General features: G+C 66.7%; 20 protein-coding genes. 11 read left to right on the plus strand and 9 right to left on the minus strand.

The features are described 5' to 3' along the window. Nucleotides 1-13 precede the first annotated feature (13 nt). Complete coding sequence (locus tag OHS03_RS10600) at nt 14-1597, plus strand: regulator (RefSeq protein WP_328662573.1); 1584 nt, start codon at nt 14-16, stop codon at nt 1595-1597. Nucleotides 1598-1631: 34 nt separating this feature from the next. Here OHS03_RS10600 and OHS03_RS10605 read toward each other — a convergent pair whose 3' ends face one another. Beyond that, nucleotides 1632-2480, minus strand: a complete 849-nt coding sequence (locus OHS03_RS10605; RefSeq protein WP_328662574.1) for an SDR family oxidoreductase — start codon at nt 2478-2480, stop codon at nt 1632-1634. Nucleotides 2481-2627: 147 nt separating this feature from the next. Here OHS03_RS10605 and OHS03_RS10610 point away from each other — a divergent pair, with 147 nt between their 5' ends. Continuing rightward, on the plus strand, nt 2628-3470 hold the full coding sequence (locus OHS03_RS10610; RefSeq protein WP_328662575.1) for a DUF5995 family protein: 843 nt from the start codon (nt 2628-2630) through the stop codon (nt 3468-3470). Nucleotides 3471-3484: 14 nt separating this feature from the next. Here the strand turns inward: OHS03_RS10610 and OHS03_RS10615 are convergent, their stop codons facing one another. Both OHS03_RS10615 and OHS03_RS10620 read right to left on the minus strand, forming a co-directional pair. Next, complete coding sequence (locus OHS03_RS10615; RefSeq protein WP_255284391.1) at nt 3485-3619, minus strand: hypothetical protein; 135 nt, start codon at nt 3617-3619, stop codon at nt 3485-3487. 216 nt (nt 3620-3835) lie between these two features. After that, nucleotides 3836-5563, minus strand: coding sequence for a GMC oxidoreductase (locus OHS03_RS10620; RefSeq protein WP_328662576.1), 1728 nt, complete (start codon nt 5561-5563; stop codon nt 3836-3838). Nucleotides 5564-5662: 99 nt separating this feature from the next. Between OHS03_RS10620 and OHS03_RS10625 the strand changes: the two genes are divergently transcribed. The 4 genes from OHS03_RS10625 to OHS03_RS10640 all read left to right on the plus strand — a co-directional run bounded on the left by OHS03_RS10625 (nt 5663) and on the right by OHS03_RS10640 (nt 8926). Next, nucleotides 5663-6379 carry a MerR family transcriptional regulator gene (locus OHS03_RS10625; RefSeq protein ID WP_328662577.1) on the plus strand — a complete coding sequence of 239 codons (717 nt, stop codon included), beginning with the start codon at nt 5663-5665 and terminating at the stop codon, nt 6377-6379. A gap of 7 nt (nt 6380-6386) precedes the next feature. Next, a complete protein-coding gene (locus OHS03_RS10630; protein ID WP_328662578.1) occupies nt 6387-7127 on the plus strand; it encodes a TetR/AcrR family transcriptional regulator in 741 nt (246 codons plus the stop codon). 84 nt (nt 7128-7211) lie between these two features. Next, on the plus strand, nt 7212-7805 hold the full coding sequence (locus tag OHS03_RS10635; RefSeq protein WP_328662579.1) for a hypothetical protein: 594 nt from the start codon (nt 7212-7214) through the stop codon (nt 7803-7805). Nucleotides 7806-7927: 122 nt separating this feature from the next. Then, on the plus strand, nt 7928-8926 hold the full coding sequence (locus OHS03_RS10640; RefSeq protein ID WP_062981301.1) for an AurF N-oxygenase family protein: 999 nt from the start codon (nt 7928-7930) through the stop codon (nt 8924-8926). A 17-nt stretch (nt 8927-8943) separates the two neighbouring features. Here the strand turns inward: OHS03_RS10640 and OHS03_RS10645 are convergent, their stop codons facing one another. Beyond that, a complete protein-coding gene (locus tag OHS03_RS10645; RefSeq protein ID WP_328662580.1) occupies nt 8944-9666 on the minus strand; it encodes a TetR/AcrR family transcriptional regulator in 723 nt (240 codons plus the stop codon). Nucleotides 9667-9704: 38 nt separating this feature from the next. Then, on the minus strand, nt 9705-11027 hold the full coding sequence (locus OHS03_RS10650) for a family 1 glycosylhydrolase (protein WP_328662581.1): 1323 nt from the start codon (nt 11025-11027) through the stop codon (nt 9705-9707). A 441-nt stretch (nt 11028-11468) separates the two neighbouring features. Here OHS03_RS10650 and OHS03_RS10655 point away from each other — a divergent pair, with 441 nt between their 5' ends. From OHS03_RS10655 to OHS03_RS10665, 3 genes are all read left to right on the plus strand, one after another. Next, nucleotides 11469-11951, plus strand: coding sequence for a nitroreductase family deazaflavin-dependent oxidoreductase (locus OHS03_RS10655; RefSeq protein ID WP_328662582.1), 483 nt, complete (start codon nt 11469-11471; stop codon nt 11949-11951). Nucleotides 11952-12018: 67 nt separating this feature from the next. Then, nucleotides 12019-13008 carry a LacI family DNA-binding transcriptional regulator gene (locus tag OHS03_RS10660; protein WP_328662583.1) on the plus strand — a complete coding sequence of 330 codons (990 nt, stop codon included), beginning with the start codon at nt 12019-12021 and terminating at the stop codon, nt 13006-13008. Between the two features lie 235 nt (nt 13009-13243). Next, nucleotides 13244-14086, plus strand: coding sequence for an SGNH/GDSL hydrolase family protein (locus tag OHS03_RS10665; RefSeq protein ID WP_328662584.1), 843 nt, complete (start codon nt 13244-13246; stop codon nt 14084-14086). 45 nt (nt 14087-14131) lie between these two features. Here OHS03_RS10665 and OHS03_RS10670 read toward each other — a convergent pair whose 3' ends face one another. Continuing rightward, a complete protein-coding gene (locus OHS03_RS10670; protein WP_328662585.1) occupies nt 14132-15334 on the minus strand; it encodes a site-specific integrase in 1203 nt (400 codons plus the stop codon). 108 nt (nt 15335-15442) lie between these two features. Continuing rightward, on the minus strand, nt 15443-15682 hold the full coding sequence (locus tag OHS03_RS10675; RefSeq protein ID WP_328662586.1) for a hypothetical protein: 240 nt from the start codon (nt 15680-15682) through the stop codon (nt 15443-15445). A 207-nt stretch (nt 15683-15889) separates the two neighbouring features. Between OHS03_RS10675 and OHS03_RS10680 the strand changes: the two genes are divergently transcribed. Beyond that, nucleotides 15890-16390 carry a hypothetical protein gene (locus OHS03_RS10680; RefSeq protein WP_328662587.1) on the plus strand — a complete coding sequence of 167 codons (501 nt, stop codon included), beginning with the start codon at nt 15890-15892 and terminating at the stop codon, nt 16388-16390. Here the strand turns inward: OHS03_RS10680 and OHS03_RS10685 are convergent. Next, the gene (locus OHS03_RS10685) at nt 16360-17058 is read right to left on the minus strand and encodes a winged helix-turn-helix transcriptional regulator (protein ID WP_328662588.1); all 699 of its coding nucleotides are present in this window, start codon (nt 17056-17058) and stop codon (nt 16360-16362) included. The two genes, OHS03_RS10680 and OHS03_RS10685, sit on opposite strands and share 31 nt — an antisense overlap. A 90-nt stretch (nt 17059-17148) precedes the next feature. Between OHS03_RS10685 and OHS03_RS10690 the strand changes: the two genes are divergently transcribed. Beyond that, nucleotides 17149-18270 carry an acyl-CoA dehydrogenase family protein gene (locus OHS03_RS10690; protein ID WP_328662589.1) on the plus strand — a complete coding sequence of 374 codons (1122 nt, stop codon included), beginning with the start codon at nt 17149-17151 and terminating at the stop codon, nt 18268-18270. A gap of 35 nt (nt 18271-18305) precedes the next feature. Here the strand turns inward: OHS03_RS10690 and OHS03_RS10695 are convergent, their stop codons facing one another. Beyond that, a complete protein-coding gene (locus OHS03_RS10695; protein WP_056819686.1) occupies nt 18306-18746 on the minus strand; it encodes a hypothetical protein in 441 nt (146 codons plus the stop codon). Nucleotides 18747-18811: the final 65 nt, after the last annotated feature.

Consider the following 18811-nt stretch of genomic DNA (forward strand, 5'->3'; position numbering starts at 1 on the left):
AACAGGATCCACCATGTCCGTCGACACCTCGAAAACGACCACCGCACCAGAACCCCCCGCGCCACTGGCACTTCCGTGGTGGACCAGGGGAGACACCAACGCCTTCTTCGGCCTGGCGTTCAACATCCTGGTCAACGTCCTCACCCTGACCACGCTCACCATCGCGGTGGTCAAGATCCCCAGCGCCGATGTGCTCGGCACGGTGCTCCCGGCTCTCGGTATCGCCCTCGTGCTCGGCAACCTGTACTACATGGTGCTGGCCAGGCGCCTGGCGCGGCGCGAAGGACGCTCCGATGTCACGGCCCTGCCCTACGGACCGAGCGTTCCGCACATGTTCATCGTCGTGTTCGTGGTGATGTTGCCGATCTACCTGGCGACGGGAGATCCGTTGCGGGCGTGGGCAGCCGGTCTCGCCTGGGCGTTCATGATCGGGATCATCGTGATGATCGGCGCCTTTGTCGGCCCGTACATCCGCAAGGTCACCCCGCGCGCCGCGATGCTCGGCACTCTGGCCGGAATATCGATCACCTTCATCGCCATGCGCCCCGCCGCGCAGATGTGGGAGGTGGCCTGGATCGGGCTCCCGGTGCTGGCCATCATCCTGATCGGCTTCTTCACCGACGTGAAGGTGCCGGGCAATATCCCGGTCGGACTGGTCGCGCTGCTGGTCGGCACGGCGATCGGTTGGATCGGGGGATACATGTCGGCACCCGACGTTGCCCAGGCCGCGGGCGATATCGCCCTCGGCTTGCCCGACCTGCGCCTCGACCTGCTCTTCGACGGTCTGAGCGACCTCGCCCCGCTGCTGGCCACCGCCATCCCGCTCGGCATCTACAACTTCACCGAGGCCATGAGCAATGTGGAGAGCGCGGCCGCGGCGGGCGACAACTACAACCTGCGCAGTGTGCTGCTGGCCGACGGCTTCGGCGCTGTGATCGGCGCCGGCTTCGGCTCACCGTTCCCGCCCGCGGTCTACATCGGTCATCCGGGGTGGAAGGACGCGGGCGGGCGCACCGGCTATTCCCTTGCCAGTGGCCTGAGTATCGGAATCATGTGTCTGCTCGGGCTGTTCGGTGTCCTCGCGACGCTGCTGCCCATCCCGGCGATCGTGCCGATCCTGCTCTACATCGGCCTGCTGATCGGCGCGCAAGCCTTCCAGGCCGTGCCGCGCATCCACGCGGTCGCGGTCGTGGCCGCGCTGCTGCCCAATCTGGCGGAATGGGCGGTGACCCAGATCGACAACGCGCTGACCGCCGCCGGGACCTCGGCGGAGAAAATCGGTTCGGACGCGCTCGGCCAAGCGGGCGTGGTCTACGACGGGTTGAAGGTGCTCGGTTCCGGTGCGGTGCTGGCAGGTCTGGTGCTCGGCGCGATTGTCACGTTCATCCTCGACAAACGGTTCCGGGCGGCCGGAGTGGCGGCGCTCATCGGCGCGGGGCTGAGCTGGATCGGACTGATCCACGCGCACGCGGTCGAATGGGCCGCCGCGCCCGGTGTTGCGCTGGGCTATCTGCTCTTCGCAGTGGTCTGTCTGGCCTACTCGCTGCTGCCGTCCCCGAGCACGGAGACCCCTGTCGCCGACGAGGTCGCCGTGTGAGGTGGTCTGCCTGACCCGGCGCAGATGAGCCGGGTCAGGAGGTCTTCGGCAGGGTCGCGAGGAAATCGCGGAAGTCGGTGGCGGGATGGCCGGTCAGGTGCGGGACCGCATCGGTGACGTGCTCCAGCTCGCCCTCGGCGATCGAGGTATACGTGCTGACCCAGCCGTCGACTTCCCATTGCGGCGCGTCGTATTTCGCGCGAGAGGCATAGGCCTCGTCGACGGTTTGGTCGACGTAGCGGAACGGACGACCGAGGATTTCGGTCATGTCGGCGGTAGCAGCGCTCAGGCTGAAGGCCCGCGGACCGGTGAGGTCGAAGGTCTTGCCGAGGTGGGCGGTCGAATCGAGCACTGCCGCAGCGCAATCGGCGACATCGGCGCGAGTGACCGCGGCGACCTTACCGTCGGCCGCGGGGCCCTCGATGACGCCGTCGGCATCGGCGAAGTGCGGGATGATGTCCTGGTACTGGTTGTCGCGCAGGAAGGTGAACGCGAGGCCGGAGGCGCGGATGGCCTGTTCGGTGTGCCAGTGGTCGCGACCGAAGGTGAACGTGGCATCGGGCGCCGCGCCGACGAACGACAGATACACGATCCTTTGCACACCGGCGTCTTTCGCGGCGTTCACCACCGCGCTCTGCTGGGCGGCCCGGTCGGCGCTCTCGGTGGCGGAGACGAAGAAGAAGGTCTGCACGCCGTCGAGCGCAACGCCCACGCTGGCCGGATCGCCGAAGTCGATGGTCGCTGTGGTGGCACCATCGATGGGCGCGATGCGGTCGACGTTGCGTCCGAGCAGTCGCAGTCGCGCGCCCGACGGCGCGAGCAGATTGGCCACCCGGCCGCCGATATGTCCACTGGCTCCCGAAATCGCAATGGTCTCCGGCATCGGTCCAGACTATGGGGCGGGCGCGACAGGTCGTGCCGACACGCCCAGCGGGCAGGTCGGCGCGCGCGTCGAAGCGCGGATCCGCCGATGAGGTGGTGGAATCGGCGCGTGCGCGTATCGAGTGGAATTGCAGCCTGTGTCGCGATCGTGGCATTGGCCTTGCCCGTAGGCCCGGCCGCCGGCGCGGTACAGGACACGGCCTGCGGGTCGACCCTGTCGCAGGCCGACATCGCCGAGCTCGCGCGGCTGTCGGACACGTCGGCGATCTCCGGTGCGGGCAGCCTGGCCGGCCTCGAGGACGCGGTGGCCCGCCACCATCGGATCACCGAGATCCTCGTCGAGCATCGAGACCTGCGCGGGCTGTTCGCGATCGGGCTCGACGGCGTCGAATACGCCGCGGTGATGCCGATGCAACGCGATCCGGCGGCCTTCGTGAACCGCGAGTACGCGCACGCGATCAGCTTCGAACTGCTGCGCCGGTTCCTCGACAATCTGCATGCCGAATTCACCGGTGGCATCGCGGAACCCCACTGGGCGCACTACTTCGCGCTGGCCCGCGACTGTGGGGCATCGCGCGCTCGCACGGCCATGGCCGGATACAACGCGCACCTGACTGTCGACCTGACCTATTCGGCGGCCGCGGTCGGCACCAAGCCCGAGAACGCGCCGGACTACTTCAAGATCGTGGCGGGAATCGCCTCGGTCGGCGACGTGATCATCGACCGCACGAAGGCGGCCTATGGCGCCGACCTCGGACCACTGTGGCGGTTCTACTTCGTCGGCGAAGGACTCGACCAGCTGTTCGGCGCGGGCGTAGCCACCGAACAGCTGCTCATCGCCGCCGACCTCGGCGCGAACACGGTGATCTTCACCAACGGCCTCGCCCTACAGGACCCCGCTCTCGCCCCCACGGTCCGTACCGAGATCACGGCGTTGTGGCAGGCAGCCGATCTGGCTTTCGAAGCACTGGCCCGGATCAACGCACTCTGAACACGTCGGTGCCTTCAGGAGCGGTCGAACCGGATATCTGCCGCGAGCGGGTCATGACAGATGTCGTCGAGCTCGAGTAGCTGGTGGATCCAGGTCGGCGCGGAGACCGGATTCCGGATCAGCGCGCGCACCGTGATAGCGGCGACCACGGCCGTAGCCAGTGATTGTCCGCGCCCGCTCGCCGATCTGATGGATCCGTCCGTGGAATCGCACCAGATGCGCGCCGACCGTTCCGTATCCGCCCAAAACCAGCACCGTCATCGAACGCTCCTCCCCGTCGTCGGCACCGATGCTACGTGTCCGGGAACAGGAAAGGCCCCGGCCTTGCGGTAGTAACCGCAAGGCCAGGGCCTGATTTCGTGGAATCAGCCCGCGGTCTTCTCCGAGCTGCGGACCTCGATGATCGGCAGGATCAGCGCGGCGGGCGCGCTCGCCGGCACGACCGGCTGGTTCGGGCGAACCGGGGCGATCTTGCTGTAGCCGGCGCTCTGCTCGGGGCGGGTGTCGACCTCGCCGTTGTTGGGCCAGTAGGCGGCCGCGCGCTCGGCTTGAGCGGTGATAGTGAGCGACGGGTTGACGCCGAGGTTGGCCGACACGGCGGCACCGTCGACAACGCTGAGCGTCGGGTAGCCGTACACGCGGTGGTAGGCGTCGATCACGCCGTGCTCGCGGTCGGCGCCGATCGCCGCGCCGCCGAGGAAGTGCGCGGTCATCGGCACATTGAACACATCACCCCAGGTACCACCGGCGACGCCGCCGATCTTCTCCGCGACCCGTCGGGTGACATCGTTGCCCGCCGGGATCCACGTCGGGTTCGGTTGTCCGTGGCCTTGTTTGGAGGTCAGCTTGCGGCCACCGAACAGCCCGCGCTTGGTGTAAGTGGTGATCGAGTTGTCCAGGTGCTGCATGACGAGAGAGATGATCGTGCGCTCGCTCCAGTTCTTCGTGCTCATGAAGCGGAAGAAGGTCAGCGGATTGGACAGCACCAAGCCCAGGAACCGCAGCCATCGTGGCACCCGGCCGCCGCCGTCGACCATGAGCGTTTGCAGCATGCCCATCGAGTTGGAGCCCTTGCCGTATCGGACCGGCTCGACATGAGTATCGGGGGTGGGGTGGATGGACGAGGTGATCGCGACACCCTTGGTGAAGTCCTGGTCCGGCCCCAGCGTCCTGGTCGCCGCGCCGACGATCGACTCGGAGTTCGTGCGGGTCAGCAGACCGAGCTTGTCCGACAGATTCGGCAGCGCACCCTCATCACGCATCGCGTGCAGCAGCTTCTGCGTACCGAGCGTGCCTGCCGCGAGCACGACATGCTTTGCGGTCAACGTCTTGGGCGCCTTGCGCACCCACGCGCCGGTGCGCTCGGTGGCCACGTCCCAGGTGCCGTCGGGCAGCGGTCGCAGCGACGACACCGTGGTCATCGGAATGACCTGCGCGCCGGCCTTCTCCGCGAGGTAGAGGTAGTTCTTCACCAGGGTGTTCTTGGCGCCGAACTTGCACCCGACCATGCAGTCGCCACATTCCACACAGCCGGTGCGCTCGGGACCGACACCACCGAAGTAGGGGTCGGCCTCGGTCTCACCCGGCGTACCGAAGAACACGCCGACGGGAGTCTGCACGAACGTGTCGCCCACACCCAGGTCCTCGGCGACGGACTTGAAGATCTCGTCGGCGGGAGTCATGTGGGGATTCGTCACGACACCGAGCATCTTCTTCGCTTGCTCGTAATAGGGAGTCAACTCGGTGCGCCAGTCGGTGATCTCTCGCCACTGCGGGTCCTGGAAGAACGGCTCCGGCGGCACGTAGAGGGTGTTGGCGTAGTTCAGCGAGCCACCGCCCACGCCGGCGCCGCCCAGGATCAGAACGTCGCGCAGCGGGTGGATGCGCTGGATGCCGTAGCAGCCGAGCTTGGGTGCCCACACGAATTTACGCAGGTCCCAGCTGGTTTTCGGCAGTTCGTCATCGGCGAAGCGGCGGCCCGCCTCGATGACGCCGACCTTGTAGCCCTTCTCCACCAGGCGCAGCGCGGTGACACTGCCACCGAAGCCGGAACCGACGATCAGAACGTCGAAATCGGTGGTGCGCTCGGGCATGGGGGAGCTCCTCGATCGGTGTCGACAGTGACGCGGGTAACGCTAATGGCGACAGCCAGAGCTGTCAACGTAGGCTCCACTTCGACCTATGCTGTTCGGGTGGCCCGATATACCCGAGCGGAACTCGCCGACGTCAGCGGCGTGGCGTCGCGCACCATCCGCTATTACCACTCGCTCGGCGTGCTCCCCAAGCCCGGCCGCGCGGGTAAGGAAGTCGTCTACTCCGACGAGCATGTGGACCGCTTGCGCGACATCGTCGCCATGCAGGCGCGCGGCCTGCGCCTGGACGCGATCCGCGAGGTGTTCGACGCTGAGCCGCAGCCCGGTGATTGGCGCGTACTGTTCGATCCGCGCGCGAGCCAGGCTGCCGAACGCTCGTGCTACATCGATGACGCCGAGCTTGCGGCGATGCTGGGCGACCGTGGTACCGATGTGCTCGCGGAGCTCACCTCGGCGGGATATCTCGAGCGCCGTGACGAGCGCTGGTTCCTCGGGGACCGGTCGATGTTCAAGGCCGCGCTGGTCCTCTACGACGTCGGCATCGACATCACATTGAGTGGTGTACTGCGCACGATGATCCAGTCGCGGATCGCCGTGCTCGCCGACGAAGTGGTGCACACGATCCGCGACGCCGCGGGCACGAGCTACGGCGGCGAGAGTGTCGGTGTGGACCTGAGCCGCTTCCGCGACCGATTGCTCGCGATGGCATGGGAGGTCGGCGGTGCCACGCTCGCCGCCGAGATCGAACGCGCCGCGGCCGCCGCCGACGACGCGGCCGGGCGCCGTGCCCCGGCTCGCGCCACCAGTGGGCGATGATCGGAAGATGAGTTCCGAACAGCCGGGCCCGCGCGCATTGGCGCGCGCGCAGACGATCGTTGACATCAAACGCATCGGCCGCGAGCACCTCGCTACCCAAGGCGCCGCGGCACTGTCGTTGCGTGCGGTCGCGCGTGATCTGGGTGTGGTGTCCTCGGCGGTGTATCGGTACGTGCGCAACCGCGACGAACTGCTGACCATGCTGGTGGTCGACGGCTACAACGCATTGGGCGACGCCGTCGACGCGGCACTGATCGACGTACCCGACGACCCGGCGACCCGTTTCCGGGTCACCGCGCGGGCGGTGCGGGACTGGGCGCTGGCCGAACCCGCCTGGTACGGCCTGCTCTTCGGCACGCCCGTGCCCGGCTACGACGCACCCGCCGCTGATACCGAGGCGCCAGGGGTACGGGTGATCGCGATCCTGCTCGGCATCGTCGACAGCGCTTACCGTCAGGGGCAGCTCGACGTCCCCGCCACCGGACCGGCGATCAGCGCGCGAACGGCCGCCGATTTCGCGACGATTCGTGAGCAGTTCGGCCTACTCGCCCCCGACTCGGTGATCGCGTCAGCCCTCACCGCATGGACCACGCTGTTCGGTGCCGTGAACTTCGACGTGTTCGACATGTACGGCCGCGACACCTTCGCCGATCGCGCGGAGATCTTCGACCTGAATATCGATCAGTTACTGCATCTGCTCGGCTTCGTCGTGCCGCGCTCGGATGATGTGGACCGGTCGGTACGGTAGCGATTCGAAGGGTTCCCGCGGTATGTGGGGAGAGGGAATGTGTGAACGGCGACGACGGCGTCGCCAACGAAGGAGAGTGCCCGAGTGAATTCCCGCGAGGAGATCTTGCGCCGAGTCCGTGACGGGCTGCTCGACCTACCCGAGGACGAGCGCCGGGTCCCCATGCGTCGATCCTCCGGCAGGCACGCGTTGGTGGATCCGGACGAACGGGCCGAGGTGCTCGAGCGGTTCGTCGAACGGTTGCGCGAGCACGGGTCGCTGGTGCGCACCGTCGACATCGCGGGGTTGCCCGCCGCGGTCGCCGACGTGCTCTACGGCATGAGCGTGCAGACCGTACTCGCCGCGGTCGAGCCCGGCCCGGCGTGGTTGGACCACTGGGCCAGTGCGCCGGGACATCGGGTCGTGCACAGCGGCTCGGACTCGGACGAGTCCGGTGAGGCGGTGGTTCGCGACGCGGTGGCCGGTGACGCGTCCACCGGTTCGCTGGCGCTCGATGCCGACGGTGGTCCAGCGGTCTCCGAGGACCTGCCTCAGGTCTGCGTCGTACGCGCCGATCGGGTGTTCCTCTCCCTGCCCGAAGCGCTGGACCACCTCGATCAACGTCGCCCGCTGATCTGGCTCGGCGGTCCCGGTGATACCGAGTTGGCCCGCCAGATGGTGGTGTTGCTCGTCGAATAGCTCGTGGGGAAACGTTATCGAGCCAGGGTTGTGTGGGACTGGAGGTCTCAGTTATTCTCGGGGTAACGGTGTGACGGCGCTAACAGGGCCGTGCGCGCCGCACGCGAACCGAGGAGGCACCGATGACGCTGACCGAATCGAGCCGTGGCGGACCCATTACCGAGGAGTACCGAGAGGCGCTGGCAACCCTGTCACAGGGGTCTGTCGACCGCCATTTCGATCCCTACCTCGATATCGACTGGGATTCGCCCGAGCTCGCCCTTGACCCGAACGACGTGCGGTGGGTTCTCTCGCCCGAGATCGACCCGCTCGGCGCTACACAGTGGTACCGCGACCAACCCCTGGACCGGCGCATCGCGATCGGCAAATGGCGCACCGCCAATTCGATCAAGGTCGGCGCCGCCTTCGAGAGCATCCTGATCCGCGGAATGATGCAATACATCATGAAGCTGCCGAACGGGTCGCCCGAGTTCCGGTATTGCTTGCACGAGATGACCGAAGAGTGCAACCACATCCAGATGTTCCAGGAGCTGGTCAACCGCATCGACGTCGACGTGCCCGGCATGCGGCCGATGTTCCGCGCGTTGTCGCCGCTGATCGGTGTGGCGGGCGGCTACGCCCACACGATCCTGTTCATCGGCATCCTCGGCGGCGAGGAACCGATCGATCACTATCAGAAGGCCGTGATCCGCGCGGGCGCGACGATGCCGCCGATGGTGTTGCGCACCATGGAGATCCATATCGCCGAGGAAGCGCGTCACATCTCCTTCGCCGGTGACTTCCTCACCGCGCATATCGGGCGGATGGGCAAGTTCAATCGTGGCGTCTGCTCGGTGGCCTTCCCGATCGCGATGCGCTGGCTGGCCAGCGAGATCATGGCGCCGCCACGTTCGTTCGAGCGCGAGTTCGACATTCCGCGCGAGGTCATCGAGCAGGCGTTCTGGAAGTCGGAGCATTCCCAGCAGATCCTGTCGGGCTATTTCGGCGATATGCGCAAACTGGCCAATGACCTCGGTCTGATGAACCCGACCGCCAAGTGGCTGTGGCGCAAGTTCGGCATCGACGGGCCCGTGTCGCGCTACCGCAGCGAGCCTGAACGCAGCGCTCGGCGCGTCGCCTGAGCTGACGTCGCCGGCGATCAGTCGCCGGCGACCAGCTGGGTGATGATCTCGGTGAGTTGCTTGTCGGGGTCGAGGTTCAGGCCGTGGCGGCGGGCGACGCCGTCCACGACGTGCCAGGCGTAGGAGGCGACTTCCTCGATCAGCTGATCCCTGGTGAGCGCCGGAACGGTGTCGTTGGCCCAGCGGGTGACGGTGGCCTCGGTCATCGAGACGATGGCGAAGGTCATCGTGTCGGCCGAGGCCTCGTCGGTCACGCCCACGACACCGGCCAAGCCCGTGACGAGCGCCCTGGTCGAACCCGCGAGGGTGTCGATCAGCGCGCTCATCGCGTCGATATCGGGATCGGTCTCCGATGGACCTGTCCGCAGGAACTCGTGTAGCCGGGGATGGTCCTGGATCCAATCGACGACGCCGCCGATCGTGCGAACCAGGATTTCGTGGATCGATCCCTCGGCGATGTCCAGGGCGTCCTCGATGTCGGCGACGAATCGGTCGGCGATCTCGCTCCTGATCCGGCGATCGAGCTCGTCGCGGCCGGCGAATTGCCGGTAGACCACCGATTTCGCGAGCCCCGCGTGCTCGGCGATCTGGATGATCGGCACCTCGACGCCGGCGGGCGCCTGTTCGATCAGCTCGACCGCGGCCAGCACGATTCGCTCCCGGCGGCTGTCGTTGTGCGGCTGCCATCGGGCTTGCCTGCCGCTCACGGCGCCGGCTGGGTGTGACGCTGTGCTCGACACCCGCCCGAGTGTAGAGCAAGCATCGGTGGTTCAAACCTCTACCGGGGGACCGACACCGGATCGGTGCAACTGGCGAGCCCGTCGACGAGCGAGCACGCGGCGACGGGGCGCGTCGGCCGGTAATCGGGGGCGACGCCGCCCGCCGCGGTGATCGCACGGTAGGCGGCGACCGCGTCGGTGGGCGTGCGAGTAAGGGTCGGGTCGGTGAGAACGTCGACCGTGTAGAGGCCGAAACGTGGAGTGTAGGAGCCCCATTCGTAGTTGTCGGTGAGGCTCCAGTAGTTGTAGCCCATCAGTGGGATGCCGTCGGCGACGGCGCGCTGGAGCCAGTAGACGGTGTCGCGCAGTGAGTCCGCCCGCGTGTAGCCGTCGGCGCGGGGGAGTCCGTTCTCGGTGGGGATGCCGTTCTCGACGATGTAGAGCGGGCGGCCGGGGAACTTCCGCGCGAAGTGGTCGAGCGCGTAGTAGATGCCTTCGGGTTGCAGCGGCATCGTCCAGAGGCGGTCCGGATCGGGAATCTGCAGCTGGGTGGGGGAGAAGCCGTAGTAGTAGTCGATGCCGATGTAGTCCAGGCGCGTCGAGATCCGGTCGAGCAGTGGTCCGCTGACCGCGTCGTCGACAGTGGGGACGTAGGCGACATTGCTGGTCACCTGGGCGCCGGGGTGTACGGCGTGGATGTAGTCGTAGATGCTGTTGTGCGCCTGGGCGATTCGTTCACCCATGGTGAGAACGTCGGCCGCGCCGATGCCGCCGTGGCGCAGATCGTTGACCAGATAGAACGTCGGCTCGTTGAACGTCACCCACAGCGGGTCCGCGTCGGCGAACCGGTCGACGACCACGCGCGCGTTGGACAGCCAGTTGGTGACGATCTCCGGATCGCGCCAGCCGCCGCGGTCGGCTGCCCAGCCCGGGTACACCCAGTGATCGAGCGTCAGCATCGGCCGCATCCCCGCCTCCGTGATCGCGCTGACGACGTCGTCGTAAAACGCGAGTGCCGGCTCGTCCCAAACGCCGGGTTGTGGTTGGACCCGTGCCCACTCGATGCCGATGCGGTACACGCGCACACCGAGTTTCGCGGCGAGCGCGATATCGGAGCGGTAGCGATTCCGGAAGTCGACCGAGTTCAGATAAGGATCGTCGGTGGTCCCGGATTCGACATACCGGCGCCAATTGCTGTCCGGCGCATCACCTTCGGCCTGGAATCCGGAAGCTGCCACTCCCCAGAGGAATTCGGGCCCGAGTGGTGCCAGTTGGGCCGGCGCTGGTGGTCGGGCCAGGGCAGGGGAGGTGCTGGTCGTGAGCAGGGCCGCGGCGGTGAGAGCAACTGCGGCGAGGATTCGGCGACCAGTGGGGGAGGGCATGGCACTCCTGGGGTCTGAGGGGAGGGAGGGGAGTTCAGTGTGCGACATCGAGGTAGTTGTGCGGGGGAAGTGGGTCGGAGCGGCGGATTTGGAGCCTGACGCTATAGAAATTACATGGAGTTACGTAGATATGCGCATCTACTTATGAGTCTCCCTTTGATGCCGATCAGACCAACTCAGTTCCAGACATGTTCGAACCAAACAACCACTCACCAGCAAAGACAGGGGAGGGGTGGTCAGGTAGTTAAATCGACGGCAACTGCGCGACCGGTGTCGAACCAGTACGCATGCAGGTCTCGGCCGTGTTTGCCGACTTCCGCTTCGGCCGGGGTACGCCGAGCGTCGCTCGCGGCGATCGGTCGTCCAGCACTTCGAGTGAGTTGCCTCTCAGCGCAGCATCGTGAGTGGGCGTACTCGGTTCGCTCGAGCCAGGATTCGTGGATGGTTTTCAATCCCTTGCCGGGCTTTGCGCGCGTGTTCGCGACACAGCCCTGGGTGATGCGTGGCGCCGGCGTAGTCCTGCCGACCGAGCGGTTGTTGCGCAGGCTCAGTGGCGGTCGGTGGGGTGTACTCGACCTGGCCGGGCTCCCATCGATCGAGATCACGGTGGTCGGGCGCAAGTCTGGACAGCCGCGCACTACCTCGCTGCTGTGCGTGCCCGACGGGGACGGCTTCTACCTGGTCGGGTCGAACTGGGGCAAGCCGGAGCATCCGGCCTGGTCGGCGAACCTGCGCGCGGCCCGCACGGCATCGGCTCGCTTCGGTGGCAGCTCCGCGTTCCCGGTGACCGTCGCCGAGATCACCGGGTTCGAGCGCAAACGCGTGTGGGACCAGGCCGTCGAGTTCTGGCCGGGCTACGAGATGGAATTCCAGCTCTCGGGTGGTCGTGAGTTCCGCATCTTCCGACTCGACCGGATCGCCTGACCCCAAGACCTCGGGGATGATCTGCTCGGCGATCGCTAGCTGATACCTTGGGCGGCCAGGAGGAGCGTTGGCGCGGATCACCAGTCTGGATGTCGCTCGAGAAGCCGGAGTCTCACAGACGACGGTGAGTTTCGTGCTGAACGGCAAGAACGAGTTCGGGATTTCGGAGACCACGCGGCGACTGGTCCTCGATACCGCACAGCGGCTCGGCTACGCGCCGTCGGCGGTCGCTCGGGCATTGCGCAGCGGCCGCAGTCAGGTAGTGGTGTTCCTCTTGGCGGATGCTCCGGTGTCGGAGCCGTTCGCGCGGTTCAAACGCGAGGTGACGACCGCTTTGCAGGCGCAGGGCTTCACGTGCGTGTTCCTCGAGTTGACCGGACTGGCGGGTGGGGTGAGTGCCGTGTGTCAACATCTGGACCCGGCCATCGTCGTTTCCGCGACAGTTCTTCCCGAGGCCGACAAGCAAGCGTTGGTGAAGTCGGGGGTACCGGTCATCGATGGCGTTCTGGGGTCAGAGGATGCTTCGGTCGCCGGTCTCGATCAGCGCGAGATCGGGCGAATGCAGGTGCGGCACTTGGCCGATCGCGGGCATCAGGTAATCGGGTTCGCCGCAGTCGACGAGCCACAGGATCAGCCGTTCTGTCTACCTCGGCTGGAAGGCGCTCGCGAGCAATGCCGACTGCTCAGGCTCGCGGAGCCGGTGGTGGCGAGCATGGATTACTCACTGGACGGGGCCGCTGACGCGTTGACGCGTTGGGTCGAGAGCGAGCCGCCGGTGACGGCTGTGGCGGCGTTCAACGATGTTGTGGCCGTGGCGGTCCTGGGTGCGTGCCGGTTGCGTGGCCTCGATGTTCCCGGCGATCTGGCGATCATCGGGGTCGACAGCGAGACCATCGGCGCGCTGACGGTGCCCACGCTGACCACTATCGGCATCGATCTGACGGTTCCCGCGGGGAGTCTCGCCGGCGCCATCGTCGATCTGGCGCAAGGCGGAGCGGCTCAGGTGCGCGCGGTCGCGACGGATGCGCTGATGCTGGTGCATCGCGGGTCGTCCTAGCTTCGCCGTAGCACTGCGACCGCCCAGTCGGTGGCCGGTCGTGGCTTTTTCGTGCTCGATTCTTCCTTCGAAGATTCTCACTGACTGTTAGCCTGATCCCAGCTAATACGTATTAGATCGAATCGCCGGTGCAATCAGGCAACGGCGATTTGTCGCACCCTGATCGCGGAATCGGTAGACACCACCGCCAGATTCTGCGTCGCCCAACCATTTCGACCCAGAGGTGATCCGAACGATGCGCAACGTTGCACACCGTGTATTACTCCTTGCCGCGGCGGGACTGCTGTTGTCCCCGGCGGCGCTGTCGTCCGCCGCACCGGGGGACCCTTCTCACCGACCTGGTGCCGAATTCGTAGCGATCGGCGACTCCTACATCGACAGCGGCTCCTTCGCGGGCTCGCTCATCGGACCGTGCATTCAGGCCACCGACAGCGTCGCGCGACTCATCGCCGCGAAGATGCCACAGACCACCTTCGGCGACTGGGGCTGCGGCGGCGCTGTCACCGCCGACATCACGCAGGTATCACCGATGGGCCCGCAGGTGGACGGGTTGTCCGCCGCCACCGAGTTCGTCGCGGTGTCCATCGGCGGCAACGACGAGAACCTGTTCGTCTCGGTGATCAGCAACTGCTTCCTGGCCGCCACCTGCACGCAGGCCTTACGAGACCAGGCCGCGGACGCGCTCACGAGACTTCCGGCGCGACTGGACGCCGCGTACGCCGCGATCAGACAACACGCCCCCAACGCCGAGTTCGCCGTGCTCGGCTATCTGAATATCCTGCCCGAGGACCCCACCGGCTGCTTCATCGATGCGATCGCGGGCCCGACGGCCATCGCATTCAACATCCGCGCGCAGAAAGCACTCAACGACACAGTCGCGGCGGCCGCGGACCGAGCGGGTTTCACCTTTGTCGATCCCGACTCCGAGGGCGATCATTCGATCTGCGCCCCTGTGGGGCAACGCTATGTGTCGTTGGTCGGACTCGAACCCGGAGAGGGCGGGACGTTCTTCCATCCCACTCGACTGGGCCGGGAGTATATGGCCGCGAAAGCGTATGAGGCGTTGACCGTCAATTGATACGAGAACTGCGGAGCCGGAACGCTTGCGGGCAGTCACTCGGATTCAGAGGCCGAGTTTGGTGACGGCGTTGTCTTCGAGTGGGTTCGCGGTGCGGATGTAGCCGTGGACGGTTCGGGGGTTGGACCAGCGGCCCTGGCGCATGATCTCGCGGTCGCTGGCTCCGCCGAGGGCGGCTTGGGTGGCGAAGCCGGCGCGTAGGGAGTGCCCGGAGAACAGGTCGGGGTCCAGGCCCGCGCGGGCCGCGTAGCGCTTGACGAGTTCGGCGACGGCCCGGCCGGACAGGGCGGTGTCGCTGATCGAGCCGTGTCGGTTGATCGTGGGGAACAGCGGGCGGTCTTCGTCGGTGCTGAGGCGGGTTCCGGTGAAGCCGTGGCAGCGGTGGATCGTGGTGTCGGCCGCGAGGTTGTTCGTCGTCCAGGTGCGCGCCCCCGCGTCGCCGGTGTCGGCGTGGACTTCCAGAAGCCGGACCCAGTCGGCGAAGGCGCAGATCGGGCAGGTGCGTGGGTGTTTGCCGCGAGGCAGGGCGATGCGCTGTTCGGCGACGCCGGTCGGGTCGGTCTTCGTTGTCGGCAGGTGAACGACGAGCAGCGGTTCGCCGGTGGTGTGGTCGGTGCGCACGTGCACGTCGCTGATGCGCAGGCCCGCGAGTTCGCTGCGCCGCAGGGCGCCGGCGAAACCGACCAGCAGTGCCAGCGCGTCGCGGCGGCGCGCGGGTTCGGTGGGCCAGTCGGGTGCGGGGAGCTCGGCGAGAAGTTGGTCGAGGGTGTGCAGCAGGACCGGCCGTTTGCGGGTCGGCGGGGTGCGGCGGGTGCGACGGATGCCGCGCAGGGTGAGCCGGACGACGTCGGAACGGGTCGGTGAGGGGAGTCCGTTGGCGGCGTGGACTGCGGCGATGGCGGCGGACTTGCGATCGAGGGTGGCCGGGCTGAAGGCCCATGTGCCGTTCTCTCGTCGGGCGTCGGCGGAGGCCGCCAGGTAGACGGCGACGTCGAGTGGGTCCGCGGGGAGCGCCTGGCGTTGTTCGATCGCGCACCAGCCCGCCCAGGCGATCCAGTCTGTTCGATAGGCACGCAGGGTGTTCGCCGATTGGGACGCTTCCAGGTAGCGGCGCAGTGCGCCTGCTTGATTGTCGTCGAAGCGTTCACGGACCAGGCGTAGGGCCGCGGTGTCGACCAGGACGCTGCGCACTCCGCGGCGCAGTTCGGTGCGGACCTGTTCGGGAAGCACGACCGATGCGTCGCTCAAACCTCGCCACTCCTCGCGTGAATCGCTGTGTCGCCGATGACTCCTGGCGTTGCAGCCTAGTCGTGCGCGAGTGTGATGACGCGGGGACGCGTGGTCATGGGTGTGAGGTCACGGCATCTCTTCGAGTTCGGCGAGCTGGGTGTGGATGTAGGCGGCGAGCCGGTGTCTGGCCGCGCCGGTCAGGAAACTGGTGTCGCCGAGGCGCGGGAAGTGCTCGTCGACCTCCTCGGTCGGTGCGCCGGGGGTGGCGGGCGCTTCGCTGACGAGCTCGAGTCGTACCGGATGCTGTTGGGGCAGAGGAACACTCGGTTCGTACGGCTCTGAGGTTACTGCTCCGGTACGTACCATGAATGAACCCTAACGTTTTGGTTACGGCCGTTGCCAACATCGCGGGCCAAGTAGTGATTACTGCCACGTTTTGTTCGATTTAGTTCATGACTGCCGGTCCAGGTGCTTTCGGGCCGCCATCATGGGGCGATGCGGGTGGTCATCGGCGACACAGAGATTCAGTTTGTCGACTATCCTTTCGCGGGCGCATCGGTGTATCCCGATGGCGTGCTAGCGGTTTCGGATATCGCCGACGCCGATCCGCGCGCGTTTCCGCCGGAACTTCGCACGGTTTCGGGGGAGACGCTGTTCGTGCTCGCGTCCGATGCGCCGGCCCTCGCCGAATTCTGTCGGCGCACCGAGATCGCCGTGCGTCGGCGTAGCGATATCTGGGCCGATCTGCTGGAGCCGTTCCTCGATACCTCGTTCGACGACGACGATCAGCGCGCTACCGAGGCACGACTGCATCGGTCGGGGATCGCGCCACAGGAGGTCACCGACATCCGGGAGCGTGTCGAGCGGGCGATGATGTCGTACAACTTCGACAGCATGTTGTGGGAGTGGGTGCATCTGGGCCTGTACGACCTGTTGTCCGCGGCTAACGGCGTCCTGGTTCGGCCCTCAGCGCGAGCGACGCTCGGAGATCCCGAACAGCTGTACCGCTGGGCGATGCGGATTGCCGCGCGCACCGGTCCCGATCACGACGCGCGCGCTGCCGGACCAGGCTGACCCGTCGCGGCGACATATCCGGCGACCGGGCTCAATCGCAGGACGGCAGGCATCCGGCGGGTGATCGTGGGTGGGCCGATGAACCTGATCCGTCCGGTGTGCTGCGCGTGGGTGAGCGGCATGCGGCCCAACCACACCTCGTACAGGCCCGCGACGTCGGCGTTGATGGTGACGTCGACGGGATAGCCGGGGTCTGTTTCGCACACCGAGGCGACGCCGGATTCGACCACGATCCAGAACCGGCGGATGTCGTCGGTGAATCGGACGTGCAGCACCTGTCGCCGTCCGGGCAGCATGGAGGTGTCGAGCCTGGTGTGCATCCACCAGACCAGCAGCGCCGCGTCGAGCTCTTCTTCCTGCGGTTCGCCGAAGGTCCAGCGCGCACCCCATTCGCCGAGGCCGAACAGGATCGGCTCGAGTTGGCTGCCCGCTTCGGTGAGCAGGTGTTCGGTGCCGAGCTTCTCGATCAGTCCGGCGCGTTCGAACTGGCGCAGGCGTTTGGCGAGCAGGCTGCGTGAGAGGCCGGGTAGGCCGCGAGCGAGGTCGTTGAAGCGGGTGGTGCCGATGAACAGGTCGCGCAGGATGAGCAACGACCACCGTTCACCGAGCACGTCGAGCGCGCGCGAGATCGGGCAGTACTGGCCGTAGCCTGCGGTCGTGGTTGTCATGGTCACCTCACCGACGGGGTCCACTTTCAGGACCGGGAGAGTCCAGTTTCTGGACTATCTGGTTATCGCGGCGCTTCCTACCTTCGAAACATGACTTCCACAATTTCTGACACCATGTCCAGCACCGACCGGGTCGCACTGGCTCGCGAGATCGGTGAAACCCTGCGTCTCGAGGTCCCCGAACGGGATCGCACCGGCGAGATCTCCGTCGCCGCCTTCGACCGGTTGCGGTCGAGCGGTCTGTCGGCAGCGCTCGTGCCGGTCGAGTTCGGCGGTGGGGGCGCCTCTCATCAGGAGATGGGGCAGATCCTGCGCGAACTCGGCAACCACGATCCGTCGACAGCTGTCGCGTTCGCGATGCATTCGCACCTGGTGGCCGCGCAGGTGTGGCGGCACAACCATGGGGTGGATGCTTCGGCGGTGTTCGCGAAGGTGGCCGGCGGGGCGATCCTGGTCAGCACCGGGGCCTCGGATTGGGTCGAGTCCAATGGGCAGGCTGTGCGCGTCGACGGTGGGTATCGGGTGAGTGCGCGCAAGGCGCCCGCGAGCGGGTGTGAGGTGGGCGACGTGCTCGTCACCAGCGTTCGCTACGACGACGAGGTGCTGCATTTCGCCATCCCGTTGTCTGCCGCGGGGGTGAGCATCGACAAGACCTGGGATTCGTTCGGTCTCCGCGCGAGTGGCTCACACACCGTCGTCCTCGACGACGTCTTCGTGCCCGACGCCGCGATCTCGATGACCCGCCCCGCCGGTCCGTGGCCGCCGGCGCTGAATGTGGTGATCGGCGCCGCCCTTCCGCTGGTACTGGCCGCCTACCTCGGCGTCGCGGACGCGGCCGTCGATCTCACCGCGCACCTGCTGGCGGGCCGTTCCGACGCCCACACGATCCAGTCGGCCGGTGAAATGCTCAACGCCTACACCACCGCCGAGGACCTCATCACGGCCATGTTCACCGACTCCGAGAACCTGCACTTCCCCAACACCGACATCTACGCCGCCCGCACCCTCAGCCGCAAGACCGTCGCGTCCGACGCCCTGATCACCACCGTCCGACTGGCAATCGAAACCACCGGCGGCGCAGGCTATTCCCGCGCCTGCGACCTCGAACGCCTCTACCGCGACATCCACGGTTGCCAATTCCACCCTCTGCCTCGTGCCAAACAGACCCGCTTCAGCGGGCGAGTTCTGTTGGGGCACAATCCTCTCGGCTGAGGCGACGGGGTCATCCGTGGTGGATGGCCCCTCGGCTACCCGTACAGGTGGTCCGAGACGGTCGGGTCGTTGGCCAGCACATAGTCGACGACACTCCAGAACTCCGGAAGGCGAGGGTGGACCAAACCGTCCGCACGCGAGAGCACCACGCCGTGGACGTCGTCGGCTGAGCCGTCCAGACAGGCCTGGACCAGGGTTGCCGCAGGGTTCGGATTGTTCTGCACCGGCCCGACCCGGCAACCGAAAGTCACGTGATCGTCGGCGGTGTCGGAATCCCAGGTGCCCAGAATGACGTCGATCCAGGTGTCATGGGCCTGACCCGTGTGGTGGTAGCTGTTGGCGAAGTACGCCGCGTAAGCGATCCCGTCACGGGTGATCATGTTCCAGGTGCGCTCGATCGGCTCGTCGCAGCAGGGGCATTCGTACCGCGCGAACTGGCGCTCGTCCAGATCGGCAGCGAGTTCGGTGGTTTCCATGTCAGGCAGCCGCCGGGGTCGGTCGGTTCGCGCGGTGCGAGATGGCTCGCTCGCGGCGGGTTCGG

It is taken from the genome of Nocardia salmonicida (genome assembly GCF_036142455.1).
Taxonomy (GTDB): domain Bacteria; phylum Actinomycetota; class Actinomycetes; order Mycobacteriales; family Mycobacteriaceae; genus Nocardia; species Nocardia salmonicida.

Coding starts and splice junctions, on each gene's coding strand:
- OHS03_RS10655 (WP_328662582.1), top strand. CDS start 11,469: ATGGTTTTCAATCCCTTGCCGGGCTTTGCGCGCGTGTTCGCGACACAG.
- OHS03_RS10630 (WP_328662578.1), top strand. CDS start 6,387: ATGAGTTCCGAACAGCCGGGCCCGCGCGCATTGGCGCGCGCGCAGACG.
- OHS03_RS10650 (WP_328662581.1), bottom strand. CDS start 11,027: ATGCCCTCCCCCACTGGTCGCCGAATCCTCGCCGCAGTTGCTCTCACC.
- OHS03_RS10695 (WP_056819686.1), bottom strand. CDS start 18,746: ATGGAAACCACCGAACTCGCTGCCGATCTGGACGAGCGCCAGTTCGCG.
- OHS03_RS10605 (WP_328662574.1), bottom strand. CDS start 2,480: ATGCCGGAGACCATTGCGATTTCGGGAGCCAGTGGACATATCGGCGGC.
- OHS03_RS10690 (WP_328662589.1), top strand. CDS start 17,149: ATGACTTCCACAATTTCTGACACCATGTCCAGCACCGACCGGGTCGCA.
- OHS03_RS10665 (WP_328662584.1), top strand. CDS start 13,244: ATGCGCAACGTTGCACACCGTGTATTACTCCTTGCCGCGGCGGGACTG.
- OHS03_RS10600 (WP_328662573.1), top strand. CDS start 14: ATGTCCGTCGACACCTCGAAAACGACCACCGCACCAGAACCCCCCGCG.
- OHS03_RS10685 (WP_328662588.1), bottom strand. CDS start 17,058: ATGACAACCACGACCGCAGGCTACGGCCAGTACTGCCCGATCTCGCGC.
- OHS03_RS10675 (WP_328662586.1), bottom strand. CDS start 15,682: ATGGTACGTACCGGAGCAGTAACCTCAGAGCCGTACGAACCGAGTGTT.
- OHS03_RS10640 (WP_062981301.1), top strand. CDS start 7,928: ATGACGCTGACCGAATCGAGCCGTGGCGGACCCATTACCGAGGAGTAC.
- OHS03_RS10620 (WP_328662576.1), bottom strand. CDS start 5,563: ATGCCCGAGCGCACCACCGATTTCGACGTTCTGATCGTCGGTTCCGGC.